Source organism: Sphingomonas sp. SORGH_AS_0438 (genome assembly GCF_031453475.1).
Lineage (GTDB): Bacteria > Pseudomonadota > Alphaproteobacteria > Sphingomonadales > Sphingomonadaceae > Sphingomonas.
In genome coordinates this window covers 676,079-695,716 of the sequence record NZ_JAVIZS010000001.1, presented here as the reverse complement: position 1 = coordinate 695,716, position 19,638 = coordinate 676,079, and the positions used below count along the sequence as shown (strand labels likewise).

The following is a 19,638-nucleotide window of genomic DNA, read 5'->3' as shown; positions in this document are numbered from 1 at the left end:
AAGTCACCGCACCGGCCCGGCTGCTGGAGGTCGGCGGGCGGTGAGCGAGGAGTCGGACCGGCAGGCGCGCCGTCGCTGGCTGACGATCGCGGAGATCGTCGCGGTGGCGGGCGTCGTCATCGCGGGGCTCAGCCTGTGGAACAACTGGCAGGACCGCCGCGACGCCAGCGCCACCAAGGCGGAGGAGCGGATCGCCGGGGCGCAGGAACGCCGTCGCTACGATGTGCAGGGCGCACCCACCTCCGGCGGCGATGCGATCCTGCTCGCGATGGACGACGCGCATCCGCTGACCGACATCCGCGTCACCTTCCCGGCCGCCTTGGGTGCGGGGACGCATGACGTGGTCGACCGGCGCATCCCGCTCGACTGGTTCGTGGAGCCGTTGCGCAAGGCGACCGATGGCGGCCCGGACGACGCGACGGGCCGCGTGCCGGTGCTGATCCGCTATACCTATCTGGTCGACGACAGGCCGCTCGCCAAGCAGGCGATCTACGACTTGGTGTGGCGCAGCCATGGCCGCGCCCTGCGCGGGCGCGGTTTCGAGCTGGTCGATTTCCGTCTGCGTCAGGCCGGCGGCGGGCAGGCAAGGCTCGACGCCATGTGGCATGCCGGCCACTGAGCCGGCACAAATCAAAATCGGTTGACCCATATCATATATTAATCGTGATTTGACCGAAGCTTAACCTTTCACCGCCAGCTATGACCGGTCTTTCAAGGCTCGCGGTGATCGGTCGATGTTCAGGAATTTGATGCGTGAACGTCGGCGGACCGTGGCGGTCCACGGGCTGCATGTGCTCGACACACCGGCCGAGCTGACCTTCGACCGCTTCGTCCAGGCCGCGGTGGATGCGTTCGATGCGCCGATCGCCCTGTTGTCGCTGATCCATGACAACCAGCAATGGTTCAAGGCGGCGCGGGGCGTGACGATCGACTGCATCCCGCGCGACACCGGCTTCTGCAGTTTCGCGCTCGACCGGCCGGACGTGCTGGAGGTCTGCGACGCCCGCGCCGACCCGCGCTTCGCGAACCTGCCGGCGGTGATCGGTGCGCCGTTCGCCCGCTATTATATCGGCGCGCCGCTGCGGCTGCTGAGCGGCGTCGATGTCGGGGCGCTGTGTGTGCTCGACACCGTTCCCCGCCGGCCCGCCTCCGCCGATCAGAAAGCCTATCTGCTGGCGCTCACCCGCCAGGCGATGCTGGCGCTGGAGACGCGGGGCGATATGTGGAACGAGGTGCAGGACGCCGCCCGCACCGGCGCGTCCGGGAACGAGGCCCGCCTGGCATGATGCGGGTCGCCCTGTGCCTCTTCCAGGAGCACGATCTCTATCTGGTGGCGATGGCGGTGCTGGTCTGCCTGGTCGGCTCGGCGGCGGTGATCGAACTGGTCGAGCGGGTCCGCTCCGCCGTCGGCCGGCGTCACGCCGGCTGGGTTTTCCTGGCCGCGACCGGCACCGGCACCATGGTCTGGTGCACGCATTTCGTCGCGATGATGGCGTTCAGGACACGCGCACCGGTGGTGCTCGATCCGCCGCTTACCCTGTTCTCCCTCCTGGTGGCGATCGTCACCGCCGCACCGGGGCTGAAGCTGATCGGCCGCAAGCGATCCTGGGCCATGCTCGGCGGCGCGATGGTCGGCGCGTCGGTGGCGGGGATGCATTATATCGGCATGGCCGCCTATCGGGTCGACGGGATCGTCACCTGGGACATGCGCTATGTCGTCGCATCCGTGGTGTTGGCGATGCTGCTCGGCGCGACGGCGTTCGGCACCCTGGTCGGCCATCATCGCTGGCGTCGAACCATTGCGGGCGGATTTCTCGGTTTGTCGGTCGCCGTACTCCATTTCACCGGCATGGCGGCGATGTCGATCGCGGTGCTGGACCTGGGCGGCGGCCTGTCGCCGACCACGCTGACCGTATTGGGGATGACCACCGCCATCGCCGGCCTCCTGGTGCTGGGCTGCGCCGCCGTCAGCGCGCTGATCGACGAGCATAGCCAGGACGAATCCTTCCGCCGGCTGCGCCACATGGCACTGCACGACGGTCTGACCGACCTTCCCAACCGCATGAACTTCAACGAGGAACTGGCGCGGCGCCTGGCGATGAAGGGCGGCGCCCCCTGCATGGCGGTGGTGATGCTCGACCTGTCGCGGTTCAAGGCGGTCAACGATACCTATGGCCATCAGGCGGGCGACCAGTTGCTGACCGCCCTCGCCGCCCGCCTGACCGGCACGCTGCTGCCCGGTGAGATCGTCGCGCGGCTGGGCGGCGACGAGTTCGGTGCGCTGATCTCCTATGAGACGCCGGACCAGCTCGCCGGATTCCTCACCCGGTTGCAGGCGGTGTTCGTCCCGCCCTTCCAGTTCGAGCGGTTCACCGCGTCGGTCGGCACCAATATCGGCGTCGCGCTGGCGATCCATGACGGCCAGGACGCGGACACGCTGCTCGCCCGCGCCGACCTCGCCATGTACCGCGCCAAATCGGCCCATTCGGAAAAGCCCTGTTTCTACGATTCGGCGATGGACGATGCCGTGCGCGACCGGCGGGAACTGGCCAGCGACCTGCGCGCCGCCGTCCAGGCGGGGGCGTTCCACCTCCATTTCCAGGTGCAGGCGGCGGTCGATACCGGCCAGGTGATCGGCTATGAGGCGCTGCTCCGCTGGACGCATCCGTCGCACGGGCCGATCTCGCCCGCCACCTTCATCCCGCTGGCGGAGGAGTATGGCGACATCGTGCCGCTCAGCGTCTGGGTGCTGCGTCAGGCCTGTTTCGAGGCCGCGCTCTGGGTTGATCCGCATGTGGTGTCGATCAATCTGTCGCCGCTCCACCTGGCGGACCCGCAATTGATCGACACGGTGCGCGCGGCCCTGGACGATAGCGGCCTGCCCGCCGAACGGCTGGTGCTGGAGCTGACCGAGAGCGCGATCATCCGCGACCGCCGTTATGCGCTGCAACAGCTCGCTGCGCTGAAGGCGATGGGCATCGCCATCGCGCTGGACGATTTCGGCGTCGGCTATTCCTCGCTCGACGTGCTGCGGTCCTTCCCCTTCGACCGGATCAAGCTCGATTCGTCCTTCGTCGCGGAGATCGAACGCAGCGACCAGGCGGTGGCGATCCTGCGATCGGTGGTCGCGCTGGGCACGATCCTGGAGATGCCGGTGCTCGCCGAAGGGATCGAGCGCCCGGCACAGCTCGCCATCGTCGCGCGTGAGGGATGTTCGTCGATCCAGGGTTATCTGATCGGCCGGCCGTCGCATCGGCTCGCCGATCCGGCAAGGGTGCACGGGCTGATGCAGCTCGGCCCCCGCGTCGTCCGCCGCGCCCTGGTGTCCTGAAGCCCGTCCGGTCACCGTCTTGTCAGCGTCATGCGGCCGGCGTAGCTCCGGGGCATGACCAAGGCTTCCCAGATCGTTTCCGAACTCGACCGGCTCTACACGGCGTCGGTGGAGCGGCTGCAAGGCGCACTCACCGCGTATCTGCGCGACGGCACCATCCCCTCGCCCGACAGCCGGCGCGACGGCAGCTTCGCCTATCCCGAAATCCACCTGCGGTTTCGCGGCCAGGATTCGCGGCCGACGCCGCCGCGCTCCTTCGGCCGGCTGGTGTCGCCCGGCGACTATCGGATCAGCGTGACCAAGCCCGCCGTCTTCGCCGATTACCTGACCGAACAGCTGACCCTGCTGATCGAGGATTTCGACGTCGAGGTCAGCGCCGTCCAGGGTCGGCAGGAAATCCCCTTCCCCTATGTGCTCGACCCCGGCCATGCGATGAGCCTGGACCAGGTATCGGCGTCGGAACTGGCGCGCTGGTTCCCGGCGACCGAGCTGGCGCATATCGGCGACGAGATCGCCGACGGGCTGTGGATGACCGTCGACGGCACGCAGCCGCTCGCGCTGTTCGATGGCCTGCGCACCGATTTCAGCCTGGCGCGGCTGCGGCATTATATGGGCACGCCGGCCGAGCATGTGCAGCGCTTCGTGCTGTTCACCAACTATCACCGCTATGTCGACGAATTCGTCCGCTGGGCCGCGTCGCAGCTCGGCGAGGGCAGCCGCTTCACCGCCCTGTCCGGCGCCGGCAATGTGATGATCCACAGCCCCGACGATGTCGACACGATCGTCACCGACAGCGCGTGGCGGCGGCACCAGATGCCCGCCTATCACCTGATGGCGGACGACCAGACCGGCATCACCCTGGTCAATATCGGCGTCGGCCCGTCCAATGCGAAGACGATCTGCGACCATCTGGCGGTGATGCGGCCCGAGGCCTGGCTGATGATCGGCCATTGCGGCGGCCTGCGCCCGTCGCAGCGGATCGGCGACTATGTGCTGGCCCATGCCTATCTGCGCGACGACCATGTGCTGGACGACGTCCTGCCGCCGGAAATCCCGGTTCCCGCCATCGCCGAGGTACAGGTGGCGATGGCCAAGGCGGCGGAGATCGTCTCCGGCCAGTCGGGCGAGGAACTGAAGCGCCGCCTGCGCACCGGCACGATCGTCACCACCGACGATCGCAACTGGGAGCTGCGCTATTCGCAATCGGCACTGCGCTTCTCGCTCAGCCGCGCGGTCGGCATCGACATGGAATCGGCGACGATCGCGGCGCAGGGCTATCGCTTCCGCGTGCCCTATGGGACATTGCTCTGCGTGTCGGACAAGCCCCTGCACGGCGAACTGAAGCTGCCGGGCCAGGCCAACCGCTTCTACGAGCGGGCGATCAGCGAGCATATGCGGATCGGCATCCAGGCCTGCGAGCAATTGCGGCTGGAGGGCGACCGGCTGCATTCGCGCAAGCTGCGCGCGTTCAACGAGCCGCCCTTCCGCTGATCGTCTGCGGGAACGGGGCGCGGGCAACCGCGCCTGCCGGACCGCGTTTCGCCCCCGTATCACTTTCAGGAACAGCGACCATGGCCGACAAGGACAAGCCGGGCGGCGACACGCCCAAGACCCCGCGCCGCCGCCGCGCCACCACGCCCGCCAAGGCCGGCGCCAAGTCGCGGCCGCCGCGCAAGACCAAGCCGAAGACCGAGGATGCGGCAGCGGAGGCTACCCAGCCCAAGGCGAAGCCCGCCCCCAAGCCGCGCAGCAGCAAGCGGACCACCGCCAAGGCCGGTGCCAAGCGCAGCCGTACGGCCGCCGCCGCCCCCGCGCCCGCCACCAGGGGCGGGGCGCTGCGCGATTCGCTGGATCGTCTCGGCGACCGGGTCCGGGGGCCGTGGGGCGCCGCGGCGATCGCGGGCGGACTGGCCGCCGCCGCCGCGCTCCTGTCGTTGCGTGGCAGCACCGCCAAGCCGACGGATACGACCGAGCCGGAGAAGGATCAGCCGGGCAGCGACGATGCCGAGGCGAAGGACCCCGAGACGGAAGGGCCAGACCAAGGCTGATTCAACGATCTCGAACCCTTTGGCGCCATGCGATCAAATTATCCGTCATGGCGAGCGGAACGAAGCCATCCAGCGCCGGATCAGGACGCCCTGGATGGCTCCGCCCCGCTTGCCATGACGAGGCATATCGACCTGTCCTACTCCGCCAGGAACTCCGCGATCGCCGCGCCCAGTTCCGGCTTCACCACCGAACTCATATGGTTGCCCGGCACCTCGACATAGCGCCCCCGCGGCAGCATGGCCGCCAGATCGCGTACGGAGCCGTTGTCATGATCGTCGACGCCCGCCACCACCAGCGCCGGCAGGTCGAAATCGCGCAAGGCCGCCAGCGGCGTATCCGTGAAGGTGTCGAGGATGCCGAGCAGCGCCTTGGCATCGCCCTTGGTGCTCTTCAGGAACGCCTCGGCCAGCCATTCGGGCGAGCCGCGCTCATGCTGACCCAAGCGGGTCAGGATGTTGCGGAAATGATCGACGCGGCGATGCGTGTCGGTCAGCCCCTCCAGCCCCATGCCCGCGAAGATCGCGCGGCGCGGCCGAGCCCCCGTCGCGATCATCCGCGACACGGTCCGCGCGCCCAGCGAATAGCCGCCCAGGTCATAGTCGGTCAGCCCCAGATGCTCGATCAGCGCATGGCCGTCGCGGGTCAGCGCGTCGGGCGGATAGGCCGCCGCCTCGTGCGGGCGGTCGCTTTCGCCATGCGCGCGCAAGTCCGGCATGATCACGCGGAACCCCGCCGCCGCGATCCGCTCGGCATGGCCGTAGCGAATCCAGTTGGTCTGCGCGTCGGAGAAATAGCCGTGGATCAGCACCACCGGCCGACCGGTGCCCAGTTCGCGCCAGGCGATGCAGTGATTGTCGAAGCTCGGCAGGAAACGGGTCGCGGTCGGTTCGGTCATGTGCCCGGCTCTACGCCATTTCGATGGACCTGCCAGCCGGTATCGCGCGGTTTTCGTTGCCAAGGGCCTCGGCCCCGCCTAGCGCGGATCGCATGACCGCCACGATCGCGCTGGTCGATGACGACCGCAACATCCTGACCTCGGTGTCGATCGCCCTCCAGGCCGAGGGGTTCCTGACCCGCGTCTATACCGATGGCGAGGCGGCGCTGAAGGCGCTGATCGACAATCCGCCCGACCTCGCCGTGCTCGACGTGAAGATGCCGAAGATGGACGGGCTGGAACTGCTGCGCCGGTTGCGCGCGCAGCGGCAGACGCCCGTGATCTTCCTCACCTCCAAGGACGACGAGCTGGACGAGGCGATGGGACTGGCGATGGGCGCGGACGATTATATCGCCAAGCCCTTCTCGCAGCGCCTGCTGATCGCCCGCATCCGCGCCATCCTTCGCCGGACCGAGGCGAGCAATGCCCCGCGCGAGGGCGAGGCCGCGCCCGCCCCGGTGCTGGAGCGCGGGCGGCTGACCATGGACCCGGCGCGCCACCGCACGCTCTGGGCCGGTGAGCCGGTGACGCTGACCGTCACCGAGTTCCTGATCCTGGAAACGCTGGCGCAGCGGCCCGGCATCGTGAAGACGCGCAACCAGCTGATGGACGCCGCCTATCAGGACGACATCTATGTCGACGACCGTACCATCGACAGCCATATCAAGCGCGTCCGTCGCAAGTTCCGCGCGGTAGACCCGCAGTTCGATGCCATCGAGACGCTCTATGGTGCCGGCTATCGCTTCTCCGAGGAATGACGGCGAGGACGCCCGCGACCTGGCGCTGAGCTGGTCCGGGCAGATCTCGCTGACCCAGCGTATCCTGCTGGTCAATCTGCTGGCGCTGGCATTGCTGGCGGGCGGGTTCTTCTATCTCGATTCCTATCGCAGCCGAATCGTCGACAGCCGCCATCGAACAGGCGACGCGCGAGGCGCGCCTGGTGGCGGAGGCGATCGGCGCCAGCCCTGCGGAGGGGCGCACGGCGCTGGTCCAGCGACTGGCGCGCGATACCGGCGCGCGCCTGCGGCTGCTGGGACCGGCGGGGGTGACGGTCGACAGCCGGTCGCTCGGCATCCGCAACTTCACCTTGCAAGACCCGGATCGCGAAGGCTGGGACCAGCGGATGGCGCGCTTCCTGGACGGGGTGATCGACACGGTCGTCTCGGCGCAGCGGCCGCCCCTCTATCGCGATCGTACCGATCCGGCCGACTGGCCAGAGGTTCGCGCCGCGCGCGCCGGCCGCGTCGCCGCCACCGTCTGGCGCGCGCCCGACCGGACGCCGGTGATCACCGCCGCCGCGCCGCTGCCCGGCGGGGGGGTGGTGATCACCGCGAACAATGCCCGCGGCATCACCCGCACGGTGCGGATCGAGCGCTATCGGCTGGGCGTCGTGCTGCTCGGCGTGACGGTCTTCTCGGTGCTGCTGTCGCTCTTCCTGGCGCGCACCATCGTGCGGCCGCTGCGGCGGCTCGCGCGGGCGGCGGTGCGGGTGCGGCGCGGACGCGCGCGGGAGGTGGTGGTGCCCCGCCTGCCCTCGCGCCGCGACGAATTGGGGATGCTGGCGCGCGCGCTGTCGGACATGAGCCTGGCGCTGCGTGCCCGGATCGACGCGACCGAAAGCTTCGCCGCCGACGTCACCCATGAGTTGAAGAACCCGCTCGCCTCGCTGCGGTCGGCCGTCGACGGGCTGGGGCGCGTCTCCGACCCGGCGCTCCAGGCGCAGCTGATCGCGATCGTGCGCGACGATGTAATGCGGCTCGACCGGCTGATCACCGACATCTCCGACGCCTCCCGCCTCGACGCGCAACTCAGCCGCGCGCAGTTCGAGCCGGTCGATCTCGCCGCCCTGCTCGCCGCGCTGGTCGCGCAACGCGAGGAACGCGGGATCGAGCGCGACATCCGGCTCGACCTGATCGAGGAGGGCGCGGCGATGCTGGTGCCGGGCGAAGGCGCGCGGCTGGAGCGGGTGTTCGAGAATCTGATCGACAACGCCCTCTCTTTCTCGCCGGATGGCGGCGTCGTCACCATCCTGCTCCATGCCGATGACGGCGAGCGGATCGTCGCCGTGGAGGATGAAGGCCCGGGCGTCCCCGCCGACAAGCGCGAGACGATCTTCCACCGTTTCCACTCGATCCGGCCGGAGGGCGAGGCGTTCGGCCGCCATTCCGGCCTGGGCCTCGCCATCGCCCGTACCATCGTGGACGGTCATGGCGGCCAGATCACGGTGGAGAACCGGGCCGATGGACGAGCCGGCGCACGCTTCGTCGTCCGCCTGCCCGCCGCCGCCCCGATGACCGAGGACGCGTGATGGCGGCTGCCGACTCGACCACCATCCATGCCACCTGCGTCGCGATCGGGGGTCGTGCGGTGCTTATCACCGGACCGTCGGGCTCCGGCAAGTCGGACCTGGCGCTGCGGCTGATCGATCGCGGCGCGACCCTGGTCAGCGACGACTATACCGTCCTGACCCGGATCGGCGACGCCGTGCACGCCACCCCGCCCGCCACCATCGCCGGCCGGATGGAGGTGCGCGGGATCGGTGTCATCGCCCGGCCCTATATCACGGATATTCCGGTCGCGTTGATCGTCCGTATCGATCAGGAGGTGCCCCGGATGCCCGACGCACGAACCCATGCCATCCTCGATGTCGCGATTCGCGAGGTGGCGCTCGCGCCCTTCCCCGTCGCCACGCCGATCAAGATCGAACTCGCCCTGGAACAGCCCATCCTGCCATGACTGCCAACATCCTCTTCGTCACCGGCCTGTCCGGCGCCGGCAAGTCGACCGTACTCAAGACGCTGGAAGACCTGGGCTGGGAGGTGGTCGACAATCTCCCCCTGGTGCTGCTCGACCGGCTGCTCGAAGCCCCCGCGCCGCCGACCGGATCGGGCGGACGCGTCCAGCCGCTGGCGGTCGGGATCGGCGCCCGCACCCGCGACTTCGATGCCACGCGAGTCGTCGAGGGGGTCGAGCGGCTGCAACGGCAGCACGGCGCCCAGGTCGAACTGCTGTTCCTCGACTGCACCGGCGCGGAGCTGGAGCGTCGCTATGCCGAGACGCGCCACCGCCACCCGCTGGCGCTCGACCGACCGGCGGGCGACGGCATCGCCCGGGAACGCGAACTGCTCGCGCCCCTGCGCGCGGCGGCCGGCCGGCTGATCGACACCAGCACGCTTAACAGCAGCGAATTGGCCGCGCAGATCCGCACCGGTTTCACCGGGCCCGCGACCGAGCCGGTACTGACCGTCACCTCCTTCGGCTTCGCACGCGGGCTGCCGCGCAACGCCGACCTGGTGTTCGACATGCGGTTCCTGCGCAATCCGCACTGGGTGCCCGCGCTGAAGCCGGGCACCGGGCTGGACGCCGATGTCGCCGCCTATGTCGCGGACGACCCCTGCTACGAACCGGCGGTGTCGCGGATCGAGGACCTGCTCGCGCTGCTGCTGCCGCGCTACCGGGCCGAGGGAAAATCCTATGTCACCGTGGCGATCGGGTGTACCGGAGGGAGACACCGATCCGTGCATGTCGCCGAACGGATCGGGAGGTTCTTGCACGACCGCGGTTTTTCGCCCACGGTGACACATCGGGATTTGGGAACCCGGCCGCAGGATCCATTGGAAGGACTGCCGACGAGTCCCGCATGAGGTACATGTCCGCTTTATGATCGGCTTGGTTCTGGTAACGCACGGGCATCTGGCCGATGAATTCGTGACCGCGATGATTCATGTCGTCGGCCCGCAGGAGCGCGTCGCGACGATCGCGATCGGCCCGGAAGACGATATGGAGGGCCGGCGCGCCGATATCGCCGCGGCGATCCAGTCGGTGGATATCGGTCGCGGCGTGATCGTGCTGACCGACCTGTTCGGCGGCACCCCGTCCAACCTGGCGATCAGCCTGATGGAGCGTGGCCGGGTCGAGGTGATCGCGGGCATGAACCTGCCCATGCTGATTCGCCTGGGGTCGGCGCGCAAGTCGATGAAGGTCGTGGACGCGGTCGCCGCCGCGCGCGAGGCCGGCCGCAAATATATCTCCGTCGCCTCCGAGGTGCTGGGCGAGGCGGCGGCATGACGGTCCGCCGGACGGTGGCCATCACCAATCGCCGCGGCCTTCATGCCCGCGCCTCCGCCAAGTTCGTCACCCTCGCCTCGACCCAGCCCTGCGAGGTGCAGGTCGAGAAGGACTCGTCCAGCGTCACCGGCACATCGATCATGGGCCTGATGATGCTGGGTGCGGCCAAGGGCGACTCGATCACGATCAGTGCGGACGGCGATGGAGCCGAAGCGGCGGTCGAGGCGCTGGTCGCGCTGGTCGAGGGCAAGTTCGGCGAGGATTGAGGATCGGTCGCGCGGGCCATTGAGCGCCCGGTGACAGGACCTTCGACTCGGGATCGTCATGGCGAGCGCAGCGACGCAATCCACAGCCCGCGCGTGTGACGCCCTGGATTGCTTCGCTCCGCTCGCAATGACGGCGGTGAACCCGATGTCATCCTGCTCCAGCGACAACGTTGAGACCGGACCGAATCGGATCGAGACTTCTCCCCGCTATAGCGCTCACGATGCCGCGATCAGGCGGGCACCGACAGCATCCGCCATTCCGATCCGGATTTAGGTCCACGGGTCGCGACCCCCACGGCCGATATCTCCGCCGGCAACAGCCTATCCCCGATGAGCGCGAACGCCTCGCCATCGACCATCACCTGCGGACTGAACGGACGGCAATTGTAGTTCGATGCCATGGCCGCACCATAGGCGCCGGTCGCGTGGAATATGGCCAGGTCGCCGCGCTCGACATGGTCGATCGTTCGGTCCACGCCGAATATGTCGCCCGTCTCGCAGATGGGACCAGCGATGTTGGCGACCATGGTCGCACCATCGGGGGTGACGGCCGAGAAGCCGTGATAGGCGTCGTAGAGCGCCGGCCGCGCAAGGTCGTTCATCGCCGCGTCGACGATGACGAAGGGATGGGTCGCCCCCGGCTTCACCCAGGTCACGCGCGTCAGCAGCACACCGGCAAGGCCAGTGATGATCCGCCCGGGTTCGAAGGTGAGGCCGACATGCCAGTCGCGGGTGACGCGCGCGACCATCGCGGCATAGTCGGCCAGCGACGGCATCGCATCGTCGGGGTGATAGGCGATCCCGAGGCCGCCGCCCAGGTCGACGCGGGTGATCGCATGCCCGCGCGCGCGCAGTTCGAGGACCAGTGCCCCGATCCGGCGATAGGCGGCCTCCAATGGTGCCAGGTCGCTGATCTGGCTGCCGATATGCAGGGCGACCCCGCGCAGGTCGAGCCCATCGCATCGCGCCAGCCGGTCGTACATGTCCGCCGCGCAGGCCATGTCGACGCCGAACTTGCTTTCCCGGCGGCCGGTCGTGATCTTGGCATGCGTTCCCCCGTCGACGTCCGGATTGACGCGCAACACGGCGGGCGCGCGCATGCCGCGCTCCTGCGCCAATTGCGCCAGCACGCGCCCCTCCTCCTCCAGTTCGAGGTTGAACTGGCCGATGCCGGCGTCCAGCGCGTCGCTCAGCTCGCGATCGGTCTTCCCCACGCCCGAGAAAACGATGTCCGCCGGTGCGATGCCCGCATCCAGGGCGCGACGCAGCTCGCCGCCCGACACGATGTCCGCGCCGAAGCCACAGCCGGCGAGCAGCCGCAGGACCGCGATATTGGGATTGGCCTTGACCGCGAAGGCGAAGCGCACCGCCGGCAGATCGGCCAGCGCCGCAGTGAAGGCATGGGCGGCGTGCCGAAGCGCGCCAGCCGAATAGATGTGGACCGGCGTGCCGACCGCATCGGCGATCGCCGGCAGGGCGACGCCCTCGGCATGAAGGACGCCGTCGCGATAGTCGAAGAAGCTCATGGGACCTACCTTGGACGCTCGGTCTTCAAAAACGGGGGTCGCCGTGCCGGCGGCGTCGGACGCGTGCGGCATGGACGGCATGGGCTGTCTCGCGATGCCCGCGGCGTTCCGCACGGATCAACTGACCGACGCGCTTCCCATGGATCATCAGGGGCAGGCCGAGCAGCGCCAGCGGAAAGAAGATGATGATCGCCGGCGATCCGTCGAACATCAGGGCCATGGCGCAGGACGAGGCAAGCAGCGCGAAGCCGCCGGCCCGCCATTGCAGGTCGCGGCCGGTCATATGGCCGCCCCATGTCGATCGGAAGCGCCACGATCGCCGATGACCGTATCGCCGGCCGCCGCCAGGCTCGCGCGGGTGCCCGGGCGATCATCGCCAGCACGGGTGCCGTGCCATAGAATGATGTCGGCCGGGGCGTTGGCCTCGTCCGCCAGGGCGTCGATCACGTCCGCGACCTCGAAGATGATGCCGATGGCCGGGTCGTGGAGACGGTGGGCGGCGGCCCAGGCACGCCCGATCATCGCCGGCGAGCCGTCGATGCCACGGCCCTCGATGGCGGTGAAGCCGCAGGCCCGTGCCTGTCGGACCGCGGCGATCAGCAGCGCGCCGCAGGCGCAATCGGTATCGACGATGCGCACCGCATGGCGGCGCGCCTCGCGCAGCCGGTCCAGCGCGATGCAGATTGTCGGCCAGCGTGGGTCGTGATGGGCGGCCCGGCTTCCCGGCATCGCCGGGACGCGGGGCTGCGCGCCGGTTGGCGGACGCCTGTCCGGGGCGGCGGCCTGTGCTCTGATGGGCATGTCAAAATCCTCAGGCGGCGCGGGGGAGCGCATGGTCGGCGGCACTGACGGGGCCGAAGGGGATAAGCGGCACCAGCGGCGTCACGCACATCTCCAGGCTGGCATGGTAGATCTGGCGCTCCGCCTCGGCGAAGCGCAACGCGGCGCTGCGCGACACGAAGCGACCTTCCATTTTCCGGCCGCTATCCTGCACGAGCCAGTGGCCGGCCTTGTCCTGACCTACGTAGATGACGGTGCCGCATGGATCGGGCTGGCACTCGGGTTCAGACGACATATCGCCTTCGAAACCTTCTATGATCGAGCGTCCTGCGCCCGCCCCGCCGAGGTACGGACCTCGGCATAGCGTTTCGAGATCGATTCCGGAGAAGTGCATAGCGGCGGCATAGCGTCGTCCACCGCGGGTTACGGCGTCATCGCAGAGCGAAGCGATTGCAAGAACTCGGCGGGCGCTTCGACCTGCGGCGAATGGCCGAGACCGTCCAGGCGGATAAGGCGGGCGCCGGGGATGCGCTTCACCGCGTCCTCGGCGGCCTGCGGCACGGTGCGGACGCGGGCGCGCTGATCCTCTGAGGCGCTGGTGGCGCGAAAGGCCGTCAGGTCGCGCTGGCCGATGATGAGCGTGGTCGGAACTGCCAGGCGCGACAATTCGGCGGCGACCGGCTGAGTCTGGATCATATCGGACAGACGAGCCTGCGCGTCGCGCACCGTGTCGCCGTCGGGGCTGGCATATTGCCCGGCCAGCATGGCGACCCAGCGATCGTAATCCGACCGCCAAACCCCATGATAATAGTTGCGAAGCTGATAGGCCTTGATCGACGCCGCGTCCGTCTTCGCCTCGTCGGCGCGCAGCTTGCCGAGATCGGCATAGGGCACGCCCTCACTCAGCGTGTCGTTGAGGCCGAGCGGATTGGCCAGCACCAGCTTCGCGACCCGTTCGGGATAGAGAAGCGCGAAGCGCGTGGCGAGAATGCCGCCGGTCGAATGGCCGACCAGCACGACCTTGCCAGCTCCGGCCCGGTCGAGCAGTGTCGCGGTCAGCGCGGCCATGGTGTGGAAGCTGTACTGATAGCCGCTCGGCTTCGACGATTTGCAGAAGCCGATCTGGTCCGGCGCGATGACGCGGTAGCCCGCAGCCGCTAGCCCGCGCGCGGTGTCGCCCCAGGTCGCGGCGCAGAAATTCTTGCCGTGGAGCAGGACGACCGTTTTGCCGTTGGGCGTGGCGGTCGCCGGCCAGTCGAGAAAGGCCATGCGAACCGGATGGCCCTGTGACGTTGCCTCGAACCAGTGCACGGGGGCAGGATAGTCGAACCGCTCCAGATCGGCACCGAGCGGCACGGTTTGCGCAGCCGCAGTGGTTGAAAGCAGGACCGAACCGGCGGCGGCAGCGAGAAAGGGACGAAGCATCAAAGGGTAACACCGGTCGCGATGCCGATATCCCTGCAAGCGCTCCTGCCTGTCGCGGCGGAAGATCGACGCCGGGGCCCCACCCGATAGCGAAGGGCTTCGTTTGCGACGCCCGTTCACCACGGCGAACCCATGTCAGGCACCCCCGATGGCCAAAGCTCGGCTAATCGCGGAGCAACATATGCTTCTCCCCTAATCCATACCAAGTTGATAGGCTTTGACTCGAGCCCGGCCAGGGCATTCAGCGTGGAGACCTGCATGATCTCGATCCGCTTTCACGATCCACCCGCCCTCGCGGTGACCGACATCCTTGCCTGACACGCAAAGCGAACGAGGCCGAGTGGCCGAGTTCGCGCGGTAGCTGTCTACGCGGTCGACGCCTCCGGTATCGCGGCCGACGACCGTTCGCGCCTGTACGCATATCAAGACGATAAGAGAGCCAATCCATGAAAAGGGGATTTCCGGCGAGGACGGCCTGTGTCCGCCGCCGCCGACTGTGGCTTGCCGCCACGGCCCTGGCGCCGTCCGGCGCCGCCGCACAGATCATTCCCATCGACAGCGACGGTGCCGCGCGGATCGCCGCCGTCCCCGATCCGACATCGGCGGCAGTGCCTGTCGCCGAACCCGCCGGCGACATCGTCGTCACCGCCCGCCGACGCACGGAGCGCGCGCAGGACGTGCCGATCGCATTGAGTGTCGTCGGCGCGGAGCAATTGGGGATGCGCGGCGACTATCGCCTCGATCAGGTGCAACAACTGGTGCCCTCGCTCCAGGTGTTCAGCTTCAACCCGCGCAACACCAACATCAACATCCGCGGGCTCGGCTCCAACGTCGCGCTGACCAATGACGGGCTGGAGAATGGCGTCGGCGTCTATATCGATAATGTCTATTATGGTCGGGTCGGACAGAGCCAGTTCGACCTGGTCGATCTCGACCGCGTCGAGGTGCTGCGAGGACCGCAGGGCACGCTGTTCGGCAAGAACACCACCGCCGGCGCGATCAACATCACCAGCCGCCTGCCGCAGTTCGAGTGGCACGCCGACGGGCAGGTCGATATCGGCAACTACGAGTACCGGCAGGGGCGCGGATCGCTCACCGGCCCGCTGATCGACGGCCTCGCCGCCTTCCGCCTCAGTGCCGCCTATACCAAGCGCGACGGCTTCCTCTACGATACGACGACGCGCCGCCGCGTCCATAACTATGAGAATGCGACGGTGCGCGGCCAGTTGCTGCTGACGCCTGCGCCCGCGCTGACGATCCGCCTCATCGGCGACTGGGGGCAGCAGGACCAGGCCTGCTGCATCAACCTGCCGGTCCGGACATTCGCGACCTACGACAATGGCGGCGGCCATCGCGAACAGCTTCGTCCAGCGCCTCGCGCGCTTCCCGAACTACACGCCGCTGCCGATCGATCCCTTCGCAAGGACCACCGACGCCAACTCGCCGTTCCAGGCGAACATGGACAATTGGGGCGTCTCGGGCCAGGTCGATTACGATCTGGGCGGCGCGGCGCTGACGTCGATCACCGCGGTGCGCCAGTGGAATTGGTTCCCGCGCAACGACAGCGACATGACCGCCCTGTCGATCAACACGCAGAACCACATCCTCAACTTCCAGCGCCAGGTCAGCCAGGAGGTGCGGCTCGCCTCCACCGGCACGCGGACGATCGACTGGCTGATCGGCGCCTATTATTTCCGGCAGGTGGTACGCGGATATAGCCGCGCGGAATTCGGGCCGGACGCCGCGCTCGCGCTCTATCCGTCGGACGACCCGAGGGTCGCCGGCATCGCCACCGACGACCTGCTGTCGGCCGGGCGGTCGGACCCGCATACCCGGAGCGCCGCGATCTTCGGCCAGGGGACGTGGCACCTCACCCCCGCGCTCAACCTGACCGCCGGGCTGCGCTATACGCATGAAGACAAATGGGGCGGCTATGCCAGTGAGCGGCTCTTCGCGCAGCCCACCACCGGGCTGACGGCCGCGCAGGTCGCGCGCGTCACCGCGATCCGCAACGCACTGGCACCGATCCAGTCCTTCTCGGTGGACACGAAGGACGACAATGTCTCCGGGCTGGTGACGCTGGGTTGGAAGCCGAGCGACGACACCCTGGTCTATGCGACCTATTCGCGCGGGGCCAAGTCGCCGGGATTGAACCTGACCGCCCTGCCCGCCGATGTCGACCCGGTCGTCCGTCCGGAAACCGTCGATAGCTACGAGATCGGCCTCAAGTCGCAGTTGCTGGACCGGCGCGTGACGCTGAACCTGGCCGCCTATCAGACCGACGTGCATGATTATCAGACGACGATCGTCCAGCAGGTGGTCGGCACCAACAGGTACCTCAACTATATCGCCAACATCCCCCAGGTCCGCTCGCGCGGGTTCGAGGGCGATCTGGCGGTCCGCCCTGCCGACTGGCTGAGCCTGACCGGCTCGATCGCCTATACCGATGCGACCTATCGCGACTATCCCAACGGACCGACACCGGTGGAGGCGCTCAATCCCACGGCCGCCAATCCGGGCGGATCGCCGGTGCGCAACTTCACGGGCCAGCGGCTGGCGGGCGTGCCCAAATGGGCGGCGTCCGTGGGCGGCGACGTGACCCATGCGGTTGGTGGCGGGGCCGAGGCGTATCTGCACGGCGACTGGTCGTACCGCTCATCCTATTACACGGTCGCCAGCAACAGCCGCTACGGGCTGGTGCCAGGCTATGGCCTGGTCAATGCGCGCGCCGGCATCCGACTGGGCGATGGCGGCCGCTACGATCTGTCGATCTGGGCGCGCAACCTGTTCGACAAGGACTATTTTCAGACCCTGAACGTCCAGAATTACGGCCTCGTCACCGCCATCCTCGGTGATCCCGGCACGTATGGCGCGACGCTCAAGGTCCGTTTCTGACGGAGACGGCGATGGCCAGCATTCCCTTCGACGGCGCACAGTCCTCGCGCGACGACGCCCCGGCCGAGCGTGGCAACGGGATCGCGGCGGGCAGGCTGCTCGGCTTCGGCTCGCTCGCGATCCCGCTGGCCGGGGCGGGACTGCCGCTGGTCCTGTTCATACCGCAACTTTATGCCAGCCATTTCGGCCTGTCGCTGGCGACGATCGGGTTCATCTTTTTCCTGGGGCGGTTCTGGGACGTGGCATCGGACCCGATCGTCGGCACGCTGTCCGATCGGACCCGCACGCGCTTCGGGCGTCGGCGGCCATGGATCGCCGCGGGAGGCCTGTTGTTCGGCGTCGGATCGGCACTGCTGTTCTTTCCGCCCATGGTCATCGCGCCGCTCTATCTCGGGATCGCGCTGTTCGTCTTCTACACCGGCTGGACGATGATCGAGATCCCCTTCTCCGCCTGGGCGGGGGAATTGTCGGGCCGGTATCACGAGCGCACGCGCATCGCGACCTACCAGCATACGATGCGCGCCCTCGGCCTGTTGCTGGTGCTGATCCTGCCGACGCTGATCGAACAATGGCGGCCCACCGATGGCGTGCTGAAGCTGCACGTCACCGGCCTGTTCATCCTGATCGCGCTGGCGATCACGCTGGTCCTGAGCCTGACCGCCATTGCCGAGCCGCCCGTTCCGGCCCGGCAGGCGCGCCGTGTCGGCTTCTGGCGCAGCGCCGCTTTGGTGTTCGGCGATCGCCTGCTGCTGCGCATCCTCGCGTCCGACGTGGCGGTGACGGCCGGCCAGTCGATCCGCGCCGGACTGCTCGCCTTCTTCTGCGTCAGCTACATGGGCCTGCCGCAATGGGCGAGCGGCCTGTACCTGCTGCAATTCGTGTTCGGCGTCGCCGCCGGGCCGCTATGGCTCGCGATCGGACGGCGGCTGGGCAAGCGGCAGACCGGGATCGCCTGCGAACTGGTGCAGGCGGCGATCAACATCGGTCTGCTGGCGGTCTTCCCCGACACGCTGTGGCTGCTGATCGCGCTGGCGGTGGCGCAGGGGCTGACGCAAGGCTCCGGCAATCTGATGCTCCGCGCGATGGTGGGCGATGTCGCCGACGCGCACGAACTGGCGACCGGGCACAACCGAACCGGCCTGTTCTTCTCGGTCTTCAGCCTCGCGAGCAAGGCCGGCCCGGCGATCGGCATCGGCCTGGCGCTCCCGCTGCTCGCCTGGCTGGGTTTCCAGCCCAAGGGGCAGAGCGAGCCCGGCGCGATCGAGGCGCTCAAATACGTCTTCGCGCTCGGCCCCGCCGCCGCGCACATCATCTCGGCTGCGCTGATCTGGCACTTCCCGCTCGACCAGACCCGCCACGCCGCGATCCGCCGCGCGCTCGATGCGCGCGCGGCCGCAATTCCCGTCGAAGCCTGAAGGAGAATGTGACATGACCGTGATCCAACACCAGTTCGACAATGCCGCCGATGGCGACAGCCCGCTCGACATCGTCCCCGTCGCCGGGCGGATCGGCGCGGAGATCAGGGGCGTCGCCCTGTCGGGTGACCTCGACGACCTGACCATCGCCGCGATCAAGCGGGCACTGGGCCGCCACAAGGTGATCTTCTTTCGCGGCCAGACGCATCTCGACGACGCGACGCACGAGGCCTTTGCCGCGCGACTGGGCGAGCCGCTCGCGCACCCCACCGTGCCGGTGGCGGAGGGATCGCGCTTCCTGCTCGAACTCAACTCGCGCGAGGGCGAAGCGGCGTCGCAATGGCATACCGACATCACCTTCCTGCCCGCCTTCCCCGCCGCATCGATCCTGCGCGCGCTGGTGATCCCCCCGGCGGGCGGCGACACGCTCTGGGCCAATGCCGTCACCGCCTATGAAGGGCTGCCCGCGGCGTTGAAGGCGCTGGTCGGCGACCTACGCGCGGTCCACACCAACGCCTATGACTATGCCACCGCGCGCCCCGAAGCCTCGGAGGACGCGATCCGCCGTCATCGCGAGATATTCGCCTCGACCGTCTACGAGACCGAGCATCCGGTGGTGCATGTCCACCCGGTGACGGGCGAGAAGGCGTTGCTGCTCGGCAATTTCGTCAAGAGCTTCGTCGGCCTCAATCGCGACGATTCCAACCGCGTCTTCCAGATCCTGCAGGACCAGATCACCAAGCCCGAAAATACGGTGCGGTGGCGCTGGCAAGTCGGCGACGTGGCGATCTGGGACAATCGCGTGACTCAGCACCGCGCGATCGCGGACTTCGGCAGGCAGAAGCGCCATTTGCGCCGCGCGACGATCGCGGGATCGGTGCCGGTGGCGCTTGGCGGCGGATCGAGCCGCGCGCTGAAGCCCGAACCGCTGCTCGAAGCCGCAGAGTGA

At 68.3% G+C, this 19,638-nt stretch carries 19 protein-coding genes and 2 pseudogenes; 15 read left to right on the top strand and 6 right to left on the bottom strand.

Annotated features, from left to right (window positions below):
• Positions 1–40 precede the first annotated feature (40 nt).
• The 5 genes from QE452_RS03335 to QE452_RS03315 all read left to right on the top strand — a co-directional run bounded on the left by QE452_RS03335 (position 41) and on the right by QE452_RS03315 (position 5,379).
• A complete protein-coding gene (locus QE452_RS03335) occupies positions 41–619 on the top strand; it encodes a hypothetical protein (protein WP_309660398.1) in 579 nt (192 codons plus the stop codon).
• Between the two features lie 130 nt (positions 620–749).
• A complete protein-coding gene (locus tag QE452_RS03330) occupies positions 750–1,286 on the top strand; it encodes a GAF domain-containing protein (RefSeq protein WP_309660397.1) in 537 nt (178 codons plus the stop codon).
• A complete protein-coding gene (locus QE452_RS03325) occupies positions 1,283–3,331 on the top strand; it encodes an EAL domain-containing protein (RefSeq protein ID WP_309660396.1) in 2,049 nt (682 codons plus the stop codon). Before QE452_RS03330 ends, QE452_RS03325 begins: the two co-directional genes overlap by 4 nt.
• 54 nt (positions 3,332–3,385) lie before the next feature.
• On the top strand, positions 3,386–4,822 hold the full coding sequence (locus QE452_RS03320; RefSeq protein ID WP_125996316.1) for an AMP nucleosidase: 1,437 nt from the start codon (positions 3,386–3,388) through the stop codon (positions 4,820–4,822).
• An 80-nt stretch (positions 4,823–4,902) separates the two neighbouring features.
• Positions 4,903–5,379, top strand: coding sequence for a hypothetical protein (locus tag QE452_RS03315; protein WP_309660395.1), 477 nt, complete (start codon positions 4,903–4,905; stop codon positions 5,377–5,379).
• Between the two features lie 137 nt (positions 5,380–5,516).
• Here the strand turns inward: QE452_RS03315 and QE452_RS03310 are convergent, their stop codons facing one another.
• On the bottom strand, positions 5,517–6,275 hold the full coding sequence (locus QE452_RS03310) for an alpha/beta fold hydrolase (protein ID WP_309660394.1): 759 nt from the start codon (positions 6,273–6,275) through the stop codon (positions 5,517–5,519).
• Between the two features lie 92 nt (positions 6,276–6,367).
• On the opposite strand from QE452_RS03310, the gene QE452_RS03305 reads away from it, so the two are divergent.
• The 6 genes and pseudogenes from QE452_RS03305 to QE452_RS03280 all read left to right on the top strand — a co-directional run bounded on the left by QE452_RS03305 (position 6,368) and on the right by QE452_RS03280 (position 10,648).
• Positions 6,368–7,072, top strand: coding sequence for a response regulator transcription factor (locus tag QE452_RS03305; protein WP_125996313.1), 705 nt, complete (start codon positions 6,368–6,370; stop codon positions 7,070–7,072).
• Positions 7,041–8,622: pseudogene (locus QE452_RS03300) on the top strand (HAMP domain-containing sensor histidine kinase). The gene QE452_RS03305 and the pseudogene QE452_RS03300 overlap by 32 nt, the downstream one beginning before the upstream one ends.
• On the top strand, positions 8,622–9,050 hold the full coding sequence (locus tag QE452_RS03295) for an HPr kinase/phosphatase C-terminal domain-containing protein (protein ID WP_309660392.1): 429 nt from the start codon (positions 8,622–8,624) through the stop codon (positions 9,048–9,050). The pseudogene QE452_RS03300 and the gene QE452_RS03295 overlap by 1 nt, the downstream one beginning before the upstream one ends.
• Positions 9,047–9,958, top strand: coding sequence for an RNase adapter RapZ (gene rapZ, locus QE452_RS03290; protein ID WP_309660391.1), 912 nt, complete (start codon positions 9,047–9,049; stop codon positions 9,956–9,958). The genes QE452_RS03295 and rapZ overlap by 4 nt, the downstream gene beginning before the upstream one ends.
• 16 nt (positions 9,959–9,974) lie before the next feature.
• Positions 9,975–10,382: a PTS sugar transporter subunit IIA gene (locus QE452_RS03285; protein WP_125996309.1), complete on the top strand. Its 408-nt coding sequence runs from the start codon at positions 9,975–9,977 to the stop codon at positions 10,380–10,382.
• Positions 10,379–10,648 (top strand): HPr family phosphocarrier protein, encoded by a 270-nt coding sequence (locus QE452_RS03280; RefSeq protein ID WP_125996308.1) that lies wholly within the window; start codon positions 10,379–10,381, stop codon positions 10,646–10,648. Before QE452_RS03285 ends, QE452_RS03280 begins: the two co-directional genes overlap by 4 nt.
• A gap of 230 nt (positions 10,649–10,878) precedes the next feature.
• Here QE452_RS03280 and lysA read toward each other — a convergent pair whose 3' ends face one another.
• The 5 genes from lysA to QE452_RS03255 form a co-directional block, all read right to left on the bottom strand.
• Complete coding sequence (lysA, locus tag QE452_RS03275; RefSeq protein WP_309660390.1) at positions 10,879–12,174, bottom strand: diaminopimelate decarboxylase; 1,296 nt, start codon at positions 12,172–12,174, stop codon at positions 10,879–10,881.
• A gap of 25 nt (positions 12,175–12,199) precedes the next feature.
• Positions 12,200–12,457, bottom strand: a complete 258-nt coding sequence (locus QE452_RS03270) for a hypothetical protein (RefSeq protein WP_125996306.1) — start codon at positions 12,455–12,457, stop codon at positions 12,200–12,202.
• A complete protein-coding gene (locus tag QE452_RS03265; protein WP_309660389.1) occupies positions 12,454–12,975 on the bottom strand; it encodes an SAM-dependent methyltransferase in 522 nt (173 codons plus the stop codon). Before QE452_RS03265 ends, QE452_RS03270 begins: the two co-directional genes overlap by 4 nt.
• A gap of 10 nt (positions 12,976–12,985) precedes the next feature.
• The gene (locus tag QE452_RS03260) at positions 12,986–13,249 is read right to left on the bottom strand and encodes a hypothetical protein (protein ID WP_309660388.1); all 264 of its coding nucleotides are present in this window, start codon (positions 13,247–13,249) and stop codon (positions 12,986–12,988) included.
• 128 nt (positions 13,250–13,377) lie between these two features.
• Complete coding sequence (locus QE452_RS03255; protein WP_309729603.1) at positions 13,378–14,310, bottom strand: alpha/beta hydrolase; 933 nt, start codon at positions 14,308–14,310, stop codon at positions 13,378–13,380.
• Between the two features lie 515 nt (positions 14,311–14,825).
• Between QE452_RS03255 and QE452_RS03250 the strand changes: the two are divergent.
• The 4 genes and pseudogenes from QE452_RS03250 to QE452_RS03235 all read left to right on the top strand — a co-directional run.
• Positions 14,826–15,317 (top strand): annotated as a pseudogene (locus tag QE452_RS03250) (TonB-dependent receptor plug domain-containing protein); the annotation flags it as partial.
• A 520-nt stretch (positions 15,318–15,837) separates the two neighbouring features.
• Positions 15,838–17,274 (top strand): TonB-dependent receptor, encoded by a 1,437-nt coding sequence (locus tag QE452_RS03245; RefSeq protein ID WP_405052722.1) that lies wholly within the window; start codon positions 15,838–15,840, stop codon positions 17,272–17,274.
• An 11-nt stretch (positions 17,275–17,285) separates the two neighbouring features.
• Positions 17,286–18,689 carry an MFS transporter gene (locus QE452_RS03240; RefSeq protein ID WP_309660385.1) on the top strand — a complete coding sequence of 468 codons (1,404 nt, stop codon included), beginning with the start codon at positions 17,286–17,288 and terminating at the stop codon, positions 18,687–18,689.
• Between the two features lie 13 nt (positions 18,690–18,702).
• Positions 18,703–19,638 (top strand): TauD/TfdA family dioxygenase, encoded by a 936-nt coding sequence (locus tag QE452_RS03235; protein ID WP_309660384.1) that lies wholly within the window; start codon positions 18,703–18,705, stop codon positions 19,636–19,638.

What these genes read in the sequence shown, in the direction of transcription:
- QE452_RS03295 (WP_309660392.1), top strand. Translation starts at nt 8,622, where the DNA reads ATGGCGGCTGCCGACTCGACCACCATCCATGCCACCTGCGTCGCGATC.
- QE452_RS03280 (WP_125996308.1), top strand. Translation starts at nt 10,379, where the DNA reads ATGACGGTCCGCCGGACGGTGGCCATCACCAATCGCCGCGGCCTTCAT.
- QE452_RS03235 (WP_309660384.1), top strand. Translation starts at nt 18,703, where the DNA reads ATGACCGTGATCCAACACCAGTTCGACAATGCCGCCGATGGCGACAGC.
- QE452_RS03325 (WP_309660396.1), top strand. Translation starts at nt 1,283, where the DNA reads ATGATGCGGGTCGCCCTGTGCCTCTTCCAGGAGCACGATCTCTATCTG.
- QE452_RS03315 (WP_309660395.1), top strand. Translation starts at nt 4,903, where the DNA reads ATGGCCGACAAGGACAAGCCGGGCGGCGACACGCCCAAGACCCCGCGC.
- lysA (WP_309660390.1), bottom strand. Translation starts at nt 12,174, where the DNA reads ATGAGCTTCTTCGACTATCGCGACGGCGTCCTTCATGCCGAGGGCGTC.
- QE452_RS03320 (WP_125996316.1), top strand. Translation starts at nt 3,386, where the DNA reads ATGACCAAGGCTTCCCAGATCGTTTCCGAACTCGACCGGCTCTACACG.
- QE452_RS03240 (WP_309660385.1), top strand. Translation starts at nt 17,286, where the DNA reads ATGGCCAGCATTCCCTTCGACGGCGCACAGTCCTCGCGCGACGACGCC.
- QE452_RS03270 (WP_125996306.1), bottom strand. Translation starts at nt 12,457, where the DNA reads ATGACCGGCCGCGACCTGCAATGGCGGGCCGGCGGCTTCGCGCTGCTT.
- QE452_RS03245 (WP_405052722.1), top strand. Translation starts at nt 15,838, where the DNA reads ATGGACAATTGGGGCGTCTCGGGCCAGGTCGATTACGATCTGGGCGGC.
- QE452_RS03305 (WP_125996313.1), top strand. Translation starts at nt 6,368, where the DNA reads ATGACCGCCACGATCGCGCTGGTCGATGACGACCGCAACATCCTGACC.
- QE452_RS03330 (WP_309660397.1), top strand. Translation starts at nt 750, where the DNA reads ATGCGTGAACGTCGGCGGACCGTGGCGGTCCACGGGCTGCATGTGCTC.
- QE452_RS03310 (WP_309660394.1), bottom strand. Translation starts at nt 6,275, where the DNA reads ATGACCGAACCGACCGCGACCCGTTTCCTGCCGAGCTTCGACAATCAC.
- rapZ (WP_309660391.1), top strand. Translation starts at nt 9,047, where the DNA reads ATGACTGCCAACATCCTCTTCGTCACCGGCCTGTCCGGCGCCGGCAAG.
- QE452_RS03265 (WP_309660389.1), bottom strand. Translation starts at nt 12,975, where the DNA reads ATGCCCATCAGAGCACAGGCCGCCGCCCCGGACAGGCGTCCGCCAACC.
- QE452_RS03285 (WP_125996309.1), top strand. Translation starts at nt 9,975, where the DNA reads ATGATCGGCTTGGTTCTGGTAACGCACGGGCATCTGGCCGATGAATTC.
- QE452_RS03260 (WP_309660388.1), bottom strand. Translation starts at nt 13,249, where the DNA reads ATGTCGTCTGAACCCGAGTGCCAGCCCGATCCATGCGGCACCGTCATC.